Raw genomic sequence first — 13696 nt, 5'->3', positions numbered from 1 at the left:
ACCGGGTCCTACGTCCGTTTCTTCTTGGGTATCGTTATCGCCGCGACGCCGGCCACGACCAGCACGAGACCGATCATCGCGCTGCCCGCGACGGGCTCGCCCAGGATCAGCACCCCGGCGAAGACACCGATCGGCACGCGCAGATAGGCTTGGCTCGTCGTGCCGACCGGCCCCAGGGTCTTGATCAGGCGGAAGTAGATGACGAAGGCGAGGGCCGTCGAGAAGACTGCCAGCAGGACGATCGCGACCATGGATTCGACCGAAGGGGCAAGGTCCCACGGCCGGTCGAAGAGAAGGCTCGCGGGCACCAGCACGACGGCGCCGCAGAGAAGCGACCCGGCCGCCGGGAGCATGGAATCGAGCCCCTTGAAGTTCCGTCCGTAAATCGCGGCGACCGCGTAGCACAGGGTTGCCACGACGAGCGCGAACTGGGCCAGGACGCCCTGCTCGAAGCCGCGCAGCGCATCGAAACCGATCAGCAGAATTATGCCCGCAAGGCCGGCGATCGTTCCGAGCAGCTTGCGAAACGACGCCTCGGCTTGCCCGAGAAGCAGCCATGACAGCAGGAAGGTCAGGATCGGAGCCGCCGAGTTGATGATCGTGGCGACGCCCGCGGTGACGGTCTGCTCGGCCCAGGCGATCAGCGTGAACGGCAGTACGCTGTTCATCGTCGCCTGGAACATGAACTTGCGCCAGGTGGCGAAGTCGCGCGGGACGGCGATCCCGCGCGCCTGAACCAGCGCCCAGAGGATGGCGCTCGCGATGACCGTGCGCACCGCCATCAGCGTCAGCGGCGGTACGGTCTCCACGGCGACCTTGATCAAGGTGTAGGACGCGCCCCAGAGCGTCGCGAGCACGAGGAGAAGGGCCAGTTCGACGTACGGGACCTTGGACGGGACGAGGGCGGTCGAGGTCATGACGGCTCCGAAAGGACGGTCGGTGCGGCGGTCCTGCGGGGAGCGCCCGCTAGGGAGGCCGCCGGCAGGGTCACGCGGGCGGTCACGCTGGCCAGCTCCGGGCCGGCCGTTCGGTCGAGGATCGCCGTCGGTGCCGCCAAGCTCGCCGCAAGCCCGGAGACGTACCGCGCGGCCAGCGCTTCCGCCTCGTCGGGCGTGAACACCGCGGACCGGTACTGGAACTCGAACGCGATCGCGTCGCTGTAGTCGCGCACCATGAGGAGAAGGTCGTATTTCACTTCGAAGCCCAGGTCGTGGGCCATCCGCTCGCGCGTGCCGACCGGCTGCCCCGGCACTGGCATGTAGTTCATCGAGAAGGTGGTCAGCGGAAACCGGTCGGGGTCCATCGGGTGGCCGAGCTCGGCCATCAGCTCGTCATACTGGAAAGCCTGGTGGGCGGCCCCCTCGGGGACCTGCGTTCGCATGCGCGCCACGAGGTCGGCGAAGCTGGCGTCCGGCGACAGGCGGCTGCGGACCGTGATCAGCGAAATGAAGTTGCCGATCAGATGCGCGACGTCGGGATGATCGCGTCCGGCGATCGGCGTCGCGACGACCATGTCGTCGGTCCCGCACAAGGCGTGGCAGAAACCGACGTAGCCGCTGATCAGGATGATGAAGGGCGTGGTCCGGAGATCGCGGGCGGCACTGCGGATCGACGCGGTGAGGGTATCCGGCAGGACGAATTTCAGCGCATGCGCGCGGGCCGTGGGCGTCTCGTCGCGATACTGGGCGATATGCGGCCGCCGATAGGGCTCGGCATGGAGGGAGCGCCAGTAGGAACGGTGCCCGGGGACCGCCGCCGGCCCGTACGGTGAATTGTACCACTCCGAGAAGTCGCGGTACTGGCGCGGCAGCGCGGGAAGCTCGGGAACGCGGCCTTCGGCCGCCGCCCAGAGGATCTCCTTCAGTTCGGCGGCGAGGAGGCCCTGGCTGCGTCCGTCGCTTCCGAGGTGATGGATGTTCCACAGCAGCCGCCTGTCATGCGGCCCGACATGGATCAAGGTCGCGCGAAACAGAGGCCAGCGGTCGACCGGGATGACCCGTTCGCCTTCCTCGATGCGCAAGGCCAGGACGGCGGCGGGCCGCTCCCGCTCCGGGTTCGGGGAGAGATCGACCTGCGCGACCTCTATCGGACGGTCCGGCCCATACTCCTGCCGGATCTCGCCGCCGTCCCGCACGAAGCGCAGGCGCAGGCTGTCGTGCCGTGCGGCGATCCGGCGTAGCGCCGTGGCGACCGATTCCCGGTCGGCCGTCGGGGGCAACGGGATTTCCGCGACCATGTTGCACCAGGACCGGTTCTCCTGCTCGACGAAGGTCGCGTAGTAACGCCGCTGCTGCGGGGACAGCCGGTACCGGTCCCGATCCTCTGCGACGGGAAGCGCCGGCAGGTCCAGGCGTGGCGCGTTCCTGAGATGCGCGGCAAGCCGCGCCGGCGTGGCGTGGGTCACCAGCAGCCGGGGCTCGACGACGCCGCCCAGCGCATCGGTGAGCAGGGCGCAGATTTCAGCGGCCGCCAGGGAGTCGCCGCCGGCCGCGAAGAAATCATGCTCGACGCCCAGATCCTCCCGGCGGAGGACTTCCGTCCACGCGGAAAGGACGGTCGCCTCCAGGGGATCGCGCGGCGCCACGAACGGCGCATGGCGTGCCTGGGAAAGCGCCAGGGCCTTCCGGTCGAGCTTGCCGTTGGCCGTGAGCGGGAAAGCGGCCAGCCCGACGAACAGGCCGGGGATCATGGCCGAGGGCAGGCGGTCGGCGAGATAGTCCCTCAGGTCCCGCGACAGATCGCCGGCCGCCGGATCGTCGGGGACGTAGTAGGCGACCAAGCTCGGGTCGCCACGCCCGGACGAAGGCTGCGCGATCACGGCCGCATTGCGCACGGCCGGGTGCTCCTGCAGCCGCGCGGCGACGCCGTCCGGCTCCACCCGCACGCCGTTGATCTTGACCTGGTGGTCCATGCGTCCCGCCAGATGCAGCAGGCCGTCATGATCGATGAAGCCCAGGTCGCCGGTGAGATAGGTCGGGCCGCCCGGCAGGTCGACGAAGCGCGCCGCCTGCTCCCGAGCTGCGTTCAGGTAGCCCAGCGACGGATAGCGGGTCCGGATTCCGACCAGCCCGGCGGCGCCCTGCGCCAGGGGCGCAAGGCCGCCGGGGTCGAGGATGACGGCTTGGGTCTCGGGCAGCGGCCGACCGACGGCCTGGATCCCCTGCGCCGGCTCCGTGGGAACGCGGTAGAAGAACTTGGCCAGGGTCGTTTCCGTGGGGCCGTAGAGGTTGACGACCTCGGCGTTGGGAAACCGCGCGCGCCACTCGCCGACCAGTGCCGACGTGAGCGGTTCGCCGGCGAACAGCGACCGCGTGAGCGTAGGGTTGGGAAGAATCCCGCCCGCGGCGGACAGCCAAGAGCGCGCGAGGCTGGGAACGGCATGCATCAGGGTGATACCCGCCGCCTCGATCCAGGCAAGCACCGATCGGCCGTCACGGCCCATGCCGGGCGGCGGCAGGCACAGCGTCGCGCCGGAAACCAACGGCAGCAGCATGTCGCGCAGGACGACGTCGAAGGAGAGACCCGTCAGCAGGCTGGTCTTGTCCTGCGCCCCGACCGCGAAGGTCTCGCGCTCCCAGGCCAGGAACTGCGCGAGCCCGCCGCTGCGCCCCAGTACGCCTTTCGGGACGCCCGTCGTTCCGGATGTGAAGAAGACGTAGGCGGGGGCATCGAGGTCCGGACTGCCCGGCTTCGGCGCCGGCGCCGTTCCGGCGTTGGCATCGAAGCCGATCCTGAGCGCAGGCACGCCCCCGTAGCTCGGGGTTTCGTCCTCCGCCCCGACGTGGAGAACTCCTTTCGGCCGCGCCTGAGCGACCATCGCCTCGCGCTGCGCCAGCGGCAGCTCGGGATCGATGAGCAAGAATACCAGGCCGGCGTGCAAGCATCCCAGGGTCGCCGTCACGATCTCCGGAGACACCCTCCCCTGGAGTGCGATGATGTCTCCCGTACGGAACCCGTGCGCCTCCAGTTGACGCGCGACGAGATTGGCGGACCGCGCCAGCGCATGATAGCTGATGGTCCGCGATACCATCTCGATGGCAGCGCGATCCGGGTCCCAAGCCGCGGCACGTGAGAATTGATCTTCCGTCGAAATGACGATGCCTTCGGGCATATTGAAAATCTCTTTATGATCTCCCCGAATGACAATACACATTTGCGGATGTTGCCAGGAAAAAATCCAGGCCGAGAAATTCCCGAGTAAATTATCGACGCTCGCATACTCTTGAATGAGGTTGTGCAACAACGGGAAGCGTCACGTCGAGGAAGGCGATCGGCATCGATTCGCGTGCACCGGTCTCTTGCGGACCCGATCGGGAGTTGGTCGATGCCACCGTCTTCTCCGCCTCAGACCGACGGCGGGTTGAGCCGGGCGAACCCTTCCTGGCGCCGATAAGGCCAGTACGGATAGGCAGCCGTCGCCGCGCTGGCTTCGTCCAGCCGCGCCGTCTGCGCGGGCGTCAACGTCCATCCGACGGCACCGAGGTTTTGGCGGAGTTGCTCCTCGTTGCGCGCGCCGATGACGACAGTCGAGACGGAGGGGCGTCCGAGCAGCCAGTTGATCGCGACCTGCGGGATGGTCCTGCCGGTCTCCCGCGCCACCTCGTCGAGGGCGTCGACCACGCGGAACAGGCGCTCGTCGTCCACCGGCGGCCCCAGATCGGCGGTCTGGTGCAGGCGGCTGACCTCGGGCAGCGGCTGGCCCCGGCGTACCTTGCCGGTCAGCCGGCCCCAGCCCAGCGGGCTCCAGACGACCGCGCCCACTCCCTGGTCGAGGCCGAGCGGCATCAGCTCCCACTCGTAGTCCCGGCCGATCAGCGAATAGTAGGCTTGGTTCGCAACGTAGCGCGGATAGCCGTGGCGGTCGGCGACGGCCAGCGATTTCATCAGTTGCCAGCCGGAGAAGTTCGAGACGCCGACATAGCGGATCTTGCCGGCGCGCACGAGATCGTCGAGCGTCGACAACACCTCCTCGACCGGGGTCGAGGCATCGAAGGCATGGAGCTGGAACAGGTCGATGTAGTCCGTCCCCAGACGTCTCAGCGCCGCCTCGCAGGCCCGGATCAGGCGGCTGCGCGACGTCCCGGCGTCGCCCGGGCCGTCGCCCGTCGGCAATCCCGCCTTCGTGGACAGGATAACCCGGTCCCGCCTGCCCTCGATCGCCCGGCCCAGCACCTCCTCGGACGCGCCGTCCGAATAGACGTCCGCGGTATCGAACATCGTGAGGCCGGCCTCCAGGCAGATGTCGATCATCCGCCGCGCCCCGGCGACGTCCGTGTCGCCCCAGGCCCCGAACAGCGGCCCGCGGCCGCCGAAGGTGCCCGCGCCGAAGCTCAGGACCGGGACCTTCAATCCCGATGCGCCCAAATTCTTGTATTCCATGGTCGAACCCTCGATGCGTTCCGATACCGCCCCGAAATGGCGCTGGCCCTTGATGTGAATTAGAGTGCCGCCGGTCACATCATGGATGAGGTGAATTCACAAATGGCGCGGCTGGAGACGAACCGGTCCGGGGAGATGGAGGTGTTCGCCCGGGTCGTGGAGCAGGGAGGCTTTTCGGCTGCCGCCCGCTCGCTGCGCCTGACGCCCTCGGCGGTCAGCAAGCTGGTCGGCCGCCTGGAAACCCGGCTCGGCACGCGCCTCGTCAACCGCTCCACGCGCAGGCTGCAGTTGACGCCGGAGGGCTCCGCCTTCTACGGGCGCTGCATCCAGGTCCTGGCCGACATCGAGGAGGCGGAGCGCGAGGCGGCGGCCGGTGCGGAACCCCGCGGCCGGTTGCGCGTCAACGCCAACGTCCCGTTCGGCCTGCACCGCCTGCTGCCGCTGGTACCCGATTTCCTGGCGCGCCATCCCGGGGTGACGCTCGACCTCGTGCTGACCGACCGCGTGGTCGACCTGCTGGAGGAGCGGGCCGACGTCGCGATCCGGGTCGGCCCGCTGCGCGCCTCGGGGCTGGTCGCGCGCAAGCTCGGCGCAAGCGCCATGGCGGTGGTGGGCGCGCCCGGCTACCTCGCGCGGCGCGGCATCCCGCGGACCGTGGAGGAGGTCGAGAGCCACGACCGGATCGGCTTCAACTTCGCCCGCAGCTTCGAGGAATGGCCGTTCCGCCAGGAAGGCGGCGTCAGGACCGTGCCCGCGCAAGGCAGCGTCCAGGTCGGCGACGGAGAGACCGCCCGCCGGCTGGCGCTGGCCGGCATCGGGCTCGCCCGGCTCGCCCTGTTCCATATCGGCCCCGACATCGAGGCCGGCCGGCTGGTGCCGGTCCTCGAAGACCTGAACCCCGGCGACGTCCAGGAGGTGCACGCCGTCTTCCTGGGCCAGGGAGGGCACCTGCCCGCCCGCGTGCGGGCCTTCATCGACTATCTCGCGGAAACGGCGAGGCTGGCCTGAGCATCCGGTCGCGGTCCATGGGGTTGCCAGACCGGTCCTGCGCTGATACAGGTCGGCCCGCACCGCGAGAGAGTGCGGGCGAAGCCATTCGTGGGGTGTGACATGGGAGCCGGCAAGTCGGCAGACGAGTAAGCCGCAACGACGCTTCGATCGTTGTTGCGGCCGTCTGTCCCCTCACATCCGGATTCCAATGGTGAAGGCAGATCGCCGCCAAATGCAGACCATTTGAGCGGATGCCCAATCATGCCTCATTCAAGGCCCCTCGGCTGGGACCATTCCCTGCCGGCAGCGCTCCTGCTGATGGCTCCTTTCGACATCCTGGCCTCGCTGGCCATGGACATTTACCTTCCCGTCGTTCCGGCAATGCCCGGAATCCTCGATACCTCGCCGGCGGTCGTCCAGCTGACGCTGAGCCTGTACATGGTCGTGCTCGGCCTCGGCCAGATCGTCTTCGGCCCGGTTTCCGACCGGATCGGTCGCCGCCCGGTCCTGATCGGCGGCGCCCTCCTGTTCGCGGGCGCCTCGTTCCTGCTCGCCGGCACGTCCTCCGCCACCACGTTCGTCTTCCTGCGTCTCCTCCAGGCAATGGGAGCGTCGGCAGCCCTCGTCGCGACCTTCGCGACGGTCCGCGACGTCTATGCGGAACGGCCCGAAGGTGCCGTGATCTACGGGCTGTTCGGTTCGATGCTGGCCTTCGTGCCGGCGCTCGGCCCGATCGTCGGCGCCCTGATCGCCGACGGTTTCGGATGGCGCGCCGTCTTCGTCACGCTCGGCGTCCTGGCGGTGGCCGCCGTGCTGAATGCCCTGCCGGGATGGCGCGAGACACGGGCGACGGGCGGGCCGCCCGCGCACACGGCTTTTCGGCCGATCCTGCGCAGCTTCGCGTTCTGGACCTATACCCTCGGCTTCAGCGCGGCCATGGGAACCTTCTTCGTCTTCTTCTCGACCGCTCCCCGCGTGCTCGTCGGGCATGCGGGCTTCTCCGAGATCGGCTTCAGCCTCGCCTTCTCGACGGTCGCACTCGCGATGATCCTGACTACCCGCTTCGTGAAACGGTTCGTCACGACCTGGGGCGTCGCGGGCAGCCTCGCCCGGGGGATGGCGACGTTGCTTCTCGGTGCCGTGCTCCTGGCGGTCGGACACCTGGTCTCGGCCCCGTCGTTCTGGACCTTCGTCCCGCCGATGTGGGTCGCCGCGGTCGGGATCGTCCTCGCCTCCTCGGTGACGGCGAACGGCGCGCTCCGGGAATTCGGCCATGTCGCCGGAACGGCGGTCGCCCTCTACTTCTGTATCCAGAGCCTCGTCGTCGGCACCGTCGGCACGCTGATGGTCGTCCTGCTCGGGGGCGACACCGCCTGGCCGCTGGTGGGCTACTCCTCGGTCATGGCGCTGGTCACGCTGGTCGCCATGAGGCGCCTGCAAGCACGGCGGCCGGCGGTCGGATAGCCGGAGCCTAGCGAACCGGGACCGGGCTCGACCGCACCCTGCGAGCCCGTCCCTCCCGCCCGCCGTCCTCCGGCGCCGTCACCCGCGCACCGGTCGCCCCTCGGGAAGCGGCCGGTGCGCGAACCAGATGCCGAGCGCCACGCAGGCGACGCCTGCGGCGAGCGCCGGCGATACCGCCTCGCCCAGGAGCGCCCCGCCGAGCACCGAAGCCGCGACGGGGCTCAACGTCAGGAACACCGCCACCCGCGTCGGCGTCGCCCGCCCGAGCGCCCACAGCCACAGCCAGAAGCAGGCGCCGCTGCTGATCCCGATGAAGGCGACGGCGAGCCAGCCCGCGGCCGTGAAGCCGGGGACCGCCGCGAAGAACCCCTCGGCCGCGGCCGGCATGGCGAGGAACGCGATCGAGGCCAGCATGGCCAGGACGCCCACCGGCAGCGCCGGGTACCGGCCGAGATAGGGGCGGTAGAGGATCGTGCACGCAGCCCCGCACGAGGCGCTGGCGAGGATCGCCGCCTCGCCCGCCCACCCCGGCCCGCCCGTGAAAGCCCCCTCGCCCAGCGCCAGCGCCACGCCGAGGAGGGTCAGCAGGACGCCCGTCACTTTTGGCACCGAAGGGCTCTCGCGCCCGGCGGCGACGGCCAGCACCAGGGTCAGCAGCGGCATCGTCGAGAACAGGAGGGCGGCACGGCCCGCTGGGACGGTCTGCAGGCCGAGGTTCAACAGCGCGATCAGGACGCCGAACTGCCCGACGCCCAGCAGGGCGATCGGCAGCAGGTCGCGGCCGGCGATTCGGACCCGCGCCGTCGCGAGCAGGACCGGCAGCAGGACGAGCGCACCGATCGCGTAGCGCAGCAGGGCCAGGGACGCCGGCCCCGTCTGGTCGAGGACGAAGCGCGTCGCGACCATGGCGGCGCCGACCTGGATGCCGGTGACGGCCCCCGCCAGCGCCGCGGCGCCGCTCACAGGTCGCGTTCCCAGGTCTGCGCCATGAGGTCGTGGCCGAAGCTGTGGTGCCTCTCCTCCTCGACGAGGCGGAAGCCCGTCGCCTCGTAGATCCGGCGCGCGGCGACGAGCACGTCGTTCGTCCACAAGGTGATCTTCCGATAGCCCGCGAGCCGCGCGAAGCGGATGCATTCCTCGACCAGCCGGCGGCCGACGCCGAGGCCCCTGGCGGCAGGCTCGACATACAGCATGCGCAGCTTCGCGACCTCGTCCGAGTGGCGGACCAGGAACACGGAACCGATGGTCTCGCCGTCCTTCTCCGCGATCCAGCAGCGTTCGCGCCGCGGGTCGAGGTTCTGGACGAACTTGGCCGCGATCTCCGCGACCAGCGCCTCGAACCGCTCGTCCCAGCCGTATTCGAGCGCGTAGAGCACGGCCTGGCGGTGGATCACCCAGCCCATGTCGCCTGGCCGATGAGGCCGCAGCACGTAAGGCTCGGGGACTGCGGCGCGGTCGCCCAGGACCTCCTCGATCGTGCGCATCGCCTCCGTCAGGCGCCGCCGGTCCGCTTCGGGAAGGCCGGCCAGCAAGGCGGCGACCTCTTCATGCGAGCGGGCGTTCAACTCGCCGAAGGCCACACGGCCCGCCGCCGTCAGGGACAGCAGCATCTGGCGGGCGTCGTTCGGCGAGGGCACGCGCGTCACCAGGCCTTGGCGCTCGAACGCGCGCAGCATGCGGCTGAGATAGCCGGCATCCAGCCCGAGATCCTTCGCCAGCCCGGCCGCGTTCAGCCCGTCGCGATGCGCGAGTTCGTACAGGACGCGGCTTTCGGTCAGCGAGTAGGGGCTCTTCAGCAGCCCCTCGTGGAGCACGCCGATCTGGCGCGTGTAGAAGCGGTTGAAGCGGCGGACGTCCGCGATCCGGCCCTCGACGTCGACTTCCGTCATCTGTTCCTCCCAATATCGATGACATAGTCAACTAAATTAACTGCCTTAGTCAACTATCTGTTCGCCGCGTCCCGATGCCGCGGCCCGGCGGGCTTTCCCGCTGCCCGGCCGGCAACCATACTTCCTGCCAGGGGTTTCAAGCCTCGGAAGCCGCCCACCCTGGTCGGTTTCCGCGATTCCGCAGCCCGGGGAGTGGCCGTCGTGGACCTGGACCCGCTGATGCTTTCGCGTATCCAGTTCGCCTTCACCATCTCGTTCCACATCCTGTTTCCCGCCTTCACGATCGGCCTTGCGTGCTGGATCGTGGCGCTGGAGGCGCTGTGGCTGAGGGGTGGGGCGATCTACCGCTCGCTATCGGAGTTCTGGACCAAGATCTTCGCGATCTCCTTCGGCATGGGCGTCGTCTCCGGAATCGTGATGACCTACCAGTTCGGCACGAACTGGAGCGTGTTCGCGGACGCGACAGGCTTCGTGCTGGGCCCGCTGATCCAGTACGAGGTCGTGACGGCCTTCTTCCTGGAGGCGGCCTTCCTCGGCATCCTGCTGTTCGGACGCGACCGGGTGCCGAAGGGCATCCATTTCACGGCCGCCTTCCTGGTGGCGCTCGGCACCGTGATCTCGGCGTTCTGGATCCTGTCGGCGAACTCCTGGATGCACACGCCGGCTGGCGCCGAACTCGGCGAGGACGGGCGGTTCCGGGTCTCGGACTGGTGGGAGGTCGTCTTCAACCCCTCCTTCCCCTACCGCTTCTCGCACATGGTGACGGCGGCCTTCCTGACCACGGGCTTCGTGGTCGCCGGCATCTCGGCCTGGTTCCTGCTGAAGTACCGCCACGTCGAGCATGCGCGCATCGGTCTCGGCATGAGCCTGGGCCTGATCACCGTCCTCGCCCCGCTGCAGATCGTGCTCGGCGATCTGCACGGGCTCAACACGCTGGAGCATCAGCCGACCAAGGTCGCGGCGATGGAGGGCCACTGGGAGGGTGGGGCCGGCGCGCCGCTGATCCTGTTCGCGCTTCCCGACATGGAGGCGGAGACCAACCACTGGGAGGTCGGGATACCCGAGCTGTCGAGCCTGATCCTGACCCACAGCCTGACCGGCGAGGTGCCCGGCCTGCTCGACGTGCCGGCGGAGGAGCGGCCCTACGTGCCGCTCATCTTCTGGACGTTCCGGATCATGGTCGGGCTGGGCCTGCTGATGCTGGTGATCGCCGTGACCCATGTCGTGCTGCGCCTGCGCGGGCGGCTTTACGAGGCTACCTGGTTCCACCGCCTCCTGGTGGTGACGACGCCGATCGGGTTCGTCGCCATCATCGCCGGCTGGATCACGACCGAGGTCGGGCGCCAGCCCTGGATCGTCTACGGCCTGCTGCCGACCGCGGACGGCGTGACGCCGTCGCTGACCGGTGCGGCGGCGCTGGTGTCGTTGGTGACGTTCCTCGTCGTCTACGCGCTGATCTTCACGGCCGGCACCTACTACATCGTGCGCCTGCTGCAGCTCGGCCCCAAGCCGCCCTCCCACTATCTCGAGCCGCAGGCGGCACAGGTGGCGGGACGCCCGATGCGGCCTATGTCGAAGACGGTCGAATCCTTCGAACCGGGGGACTGAACATGGACTGGCAGGACCTGACGCTGATCTGGACCGGCATCTGCGCCTTCGCGGTCTTCATGTACGTCCTGATGGACGGCTTCGACCTGGGGCTCGGCATCCTGTTCCCCTTCGCCCCCACGGACCGCGACCGCGACATCATGATGAACTCGGTCGCCCCGATCTGGGACTTCAACGAGACCTGGCTGATCCTCGGCGGCGCCGGCCTGTTCGCGGCGTTCCCGGTCGCCTATGTGGTACTGCTGCCGGCCTTCTACCTGCCGCTGCTGGTGATGCTGGTGGCGCTGATCTTCCGCGGCGTCGCGTTCGAGTTCCGCTTCAAGGCGGGTGCCAGCCGTCATCTCTGGGACACGAGCTTCAATCTCGGCTCGCTGGTGGCCACCTTCTCCCAGGGCGTCGTGCTCGGTGCCTTCATCCAGGGCATCGCGGTCGAGGGCCGGCAATATGCCGGCGGCATGTTCGACTGGCTGAGCCTGTTCAGCATCCTGTGCGGGGTGGCGCTGGTCGCAGGCTACGGGCTGCTCGGCGCGACCTGGCTGATCTGGCGCAGCGAGGGCGCGCTGCAGGATTGGGCGCGGGCGATGTCCAAGCGCTTCCTGGTCGCGGTGCTGCTGTTCGTCCTCGTGGTCAGCGCCTGGACCCCGCTCGTCAACGCCGACATCCGCGCCCGCTGGTTCGAATGGCCGAACATCGCCCTGCTGTCGCCGGTCCCGATCGTGACCGCGCTGGTCGCCTACGGCCTGTGGCGCGCGGTCGAGACCGGGCGCGAGGTGAGGCCCTTCGCGCTCGGCATGGTGCTGTTCCTGCTCTCCTATCTCGGGCTGGCGATCAGCCTGTGGCCGAACATCATCCCGCCGGACGTCACGATCTGGGACGCCGCCTCGCCGCCGGAGAGCCAGATGTTCCTGCTGGTCGGCATGGTGTTCCTGATCCCGGTCGTGCTCGTCTACACCGTCTATTCCTACTGGGTCTTCCGCGGCAAGGTGAGCGCCGAAGGCTTCTATCACTGAGGCGGGCGCAGGGAGGCGGGCATGTCCGCCTTCTCCTCGCGCACGGCCAGCATCAGCGCGAAGCCCACGACGAAGGAGACGAGGATCGTCGCCATGCCGGCGCGCTGGCTCGCGAAGGCCTCGGTCGCCCAGGCCAGCAGCAGCGGGCCGACGAAGGCCACCGCACGCCCCGACAGCGCGTAGAGGCCGAACATCTCGGCCTCCATCCCCGCCGGCGACAGCCGGGCCATCATCGAACGGCCCGCCGCCTGCGCCGGCCCGAGGAACAGCCCCAGGCCCAGCGCCAGCACCCAGAACCAGAAGACGTCCCGGGCCAGCAGCAGCGGCAGCCCGAAGGCGATCAGGCCGAGGAGCGAGATCAGGATCGTGCGCTTGGCTCCGATCAGGTCGTCGATCCAGGCGAAGCCTGCCGCTCCCAGCCCTGCGGTCACGTTCAGCGCGATCGCGAAGACGACGATCTCGTCGAAGCTCATGCCGAAGGTGCCGGCGGCGAAGATGCCGCCGAAGGCGAACAGGGTGTTGAGCCCGTCGCGGTAGACGGCGCTTGCTATCAGATAGCGCAGGAGATTGCCGAGCCGGCGGACCGATCGGAGCGTCGCGGCCAGCACGCGCAGCCCCTCGCGCACCGCGCGCGCGGCCGGAACGCCGGTCGACGCCCGGTCGGGGGTCAGCACGAACAGGGGCAGCGAGAACACCGCGACCCAGGCCGCGACCAGCAGCGCAGTGGCGCGCACCGGCTCCTGCTCCTCCGCGTCCAGCAGCCCGAACAGCGGCGCCTCGGCCTGGACCAGCCCGAACAGGCACGCGACAAGCGCCGCCAGCCCGCCGACATAGCCGAGCCCCCAGCCCCAGCCCGACACCCGGCCGACATGGCCGGGTGGCGCCACGTCGGGCAGCATCGCGTTGTAGAAGACGTTGGCGAGTTCGAACGCGACGTTGCCGAGCGCCACCGTCAGGAGCGCGTACAGCACGTAGTCCGGGTCGGGCCGGACCCACCACAGCGCCGCGGAGAAGACGACGGTCAGCAGCGTGAAGAGCGCCAGCCAGGGCTTGCGCCGTCCGCCCCGGTCGGCGATGGCGCCCAGCACCGGCGACAGCAGTGCCACCGCGATGCCGGAGACGGCGAGCGCGCGGGCCCAGTCGGCCGTGCCCGCGACCTCGTTCTCGGCGACCCCGCGCGCGAAATAGACGCTGAACACGAAGGTGCCGATCACGGTGTTGTAGGCCGACGCCGCCCAATCGTAGAAGCACCAGCCCAGGATCGCCCGCCGGCGCACGCCAGTTTCCATGTCCGCCCCCCAATAGCCGCTTCCTTGTGATCGGAAGGGGGGACCGGCGCAAGCCCGGATGTCGCCA

10 protein-coding genes are annotated in these 13696 nt (G+C 69.2%); 4 read left to right on the top strand and 6 right to left on the bottom strand.

All coding sequences use genetic code 11. From position 1 onward, the window contains the following. Window positions 1–8: 8 nt before the first annotated feature. From VGO20_RS20960 to VGO20_RS20950, 3 genes are all read right to left on the bottom strand, one after another. Window positions 9–917: a DMT family transporter gene (locus VGO20_RS20960; RefSeq protein ID WP_327504327.1), complete on the bottom strand. Its 909-nt coding sequence runs from the start codon at window positions 915–917 to the stop codon at window positions 9–11. Then, on the bottom strand, window positions 914–4111 hold the full coding sequence (locus tag VGO20_RS20955) for an AMP-binding protein (protein WP_327504326.1): 3198 nt from the start codon (window positions 4109–4111) through the stop codon (window positions 914–916). Before VGO20_RS20955 ends, VGO20_RS20960 begins: the two co-directional genes overlap by 4 nt. 233 nt (window positions 4112–4344) lie before the next feature. Continuing rightward, on the bottom strand, window positions 4345–5379 hold the full coding sequence (locus VGO20_RS20950) for an aldo/keto reductase (RefSeq protein WP_327504325.1): 1035 nt from the start codon (window positions 5377–5379) through the stop codon (window positions 4345–4347). Window positions 5380–5481: 102 nt separating this feature from the next. On the opposite strand from VGO20_RS20950, the gene VGO20_RS20945 reads away from it, so the two are divergent. Further along, window positions 5482–6387 (top strand): LysR family transcriptional regulator, encoded by a 906-nt coding sequence (locus VGO20_RS20945; RefSeq protein WP_327504324.1) that lies wholly within the window; start codon window positions 5482–5484, stop codon window positions 6385–6387. Between the two features lie 243 nt (window positions 6388–6630). Continuing rightward, window positions 6631–7833 (top strand): CmlA/FloR family chloramphenicol efflux MFS transporter, encoded by a 1203-nt coding sequence (gene cml / locus VGO20_RS20940; protein ID WP_327504323.1) that lies wholly within the window; start codon window positions 6631–6633, stop codon window positions 7831–7833. Between the two features lie 78 nt (window positions 7834–7911). Here the strand turns inward: cml and VGO20_RS20935 are convergent, their stop codons facing one another. Both VGO20_RS20935 and VGO20_RS20930 read right to left on the bottom strand, forming a co-directional pair. Continuing rightward, a complete protein-coding gene (locus VGO20_RS20935; protein ID WP_327504322.1) occupies window positions 7912–8796 on the bottom strand; it encodes a DMT family transporter in 885 nt (294 codons plus the stop codon). Beyond that, window positions 8793–9722 (bottom strand): bifunctional helix-turn-helix transcriptional regulator/GNAT family N-acetyltransferase, encoded by a 930-nt coding sequence (locus VGO20_RS20930; protein ID WP_327504321.1) that lies wholly within the window; start codon window positions 9720–9722, stop codon window positions 8793–8795. Before VGO20_RS20930 ends, VGO20_RS20935 begins: the two co-directional genes overlap by 4 nt. 201 nt (window positions 9723–9923) lie before the next feature. Between VGO20_RS20930 and VGO20_RS20925 the strand changes: the two genes are divergently transcribed. Next, complete coding sequence (locus VGO20_RS20925) at window positions 9924–11330, top strand: cytochrome ubiquinol oxidase subunit I (RefSeq protein ID WP_327504320.1); 1407 nt, start codon at window positions 9924–9926, stop codon at window positions 11328–11330. 2 nt (window positions 11331–11332) lie between these two features. Continuing rightward, window positions 11333–12340, top strand: a complete 1008-nt coding sequence (cydB, locus tag VGO20_RS20920) for a cytochrome d ubiquinol oxidase subunit II (protein WP_327504319.1) — start codon at window positions 11333–11335, stop codon at window positions 12338–12340. Here the strand turns inward: cydB and VGO20_RS20915 are convergent. Continuing rightward, complete coding sequence (locus VGO20_RS20915) at window positions 12334–13629, bottom strand: MFS transporter (RefSeq protein WP_327504318.1); 1296 nt, start codon at window positions 13627–13629, stop codon at window positions 12334–12336. The two genes, cydB and VGO20_RS20915, sit on opposite strands and share 7 nt — an antisense overlap. Window positions 13630–13696: the final 67 nt, after the last annotated feature.

The sequence above is a fragment of the Arenibaculum sp. genome (assembly GCF_035998295.1).
Taxonomy (GTDB): Bacteria; Pseudomonadota; Alphaproteobacteria; order Azospirillales; family Azospirillaceae; genus DASYHS01.
The sequence above is the reverse complement of the archived record's forward strand: the minus strand, read 5'-3'. Positions and strand labels throughout refer to the sequence as shown.

Excerpts from the sequence above, each read along its gene's own strand:
- VGO20_RS20945 (WP_327504324.1), top strand. The coding sequence starts at position 5,482 with ATGGCGCGGCTGGAGACGAACCGGTCCGGGGAGATGGAGGTGTTCGCC.
- cydB (WP_327504319.1), top strand. The coding sequence starts at position 11,333 with ATGGACTGGCAGGACCTGACGCTGATCTGGACCGGCATCTGCGCCTTC.
- cml (WP_327504323.1), top strand. The coding sequence starts at position 6,631 with ATGCCTCATTCAAGGCCCCTCGGCTGGGACCATTCCCTGCCGGCAGCG.
- VGO20_RS20915 (WP_327504318.1), bottom strand. The coding sequence starts at position 13,629 with ATGGAAACTGGCGTGCGCCGGCGGGCGATCCTGGGCTGGTGCTTCTAC.
- VGO20_RS20950 (WP_327504325.1), bottom strand. The coding sequence starts at position 5,379 with ATGGAATACAAGAATTTGGGCGCATCGGGATTGAAGGTCCCGGTCCTG.
- VGO20_RS20930 (WP_327504321.1), bottom strand. The coding sequence starts at position 9,722 with ATGACGGAAGTCGACGTCGAGGGCCGGATCGCGGACGTCCGCCGCTTC.
- VGO20_RS20960 (WP_327504327.1), bottom strand. The coding sequence starts at position 917 with ATGACCTCGACCGCCCTCGTCCCGTCCAAGGTCCCGTACGTCGAACTG.
- VGO20_RS20955 (WP_327504326.1), bottom strand. The coding sequence starts at position 4,111 with ATGCCCGAAGGCATCGTCATTTCGACGGAAGATCAATTCTCACGTGCC.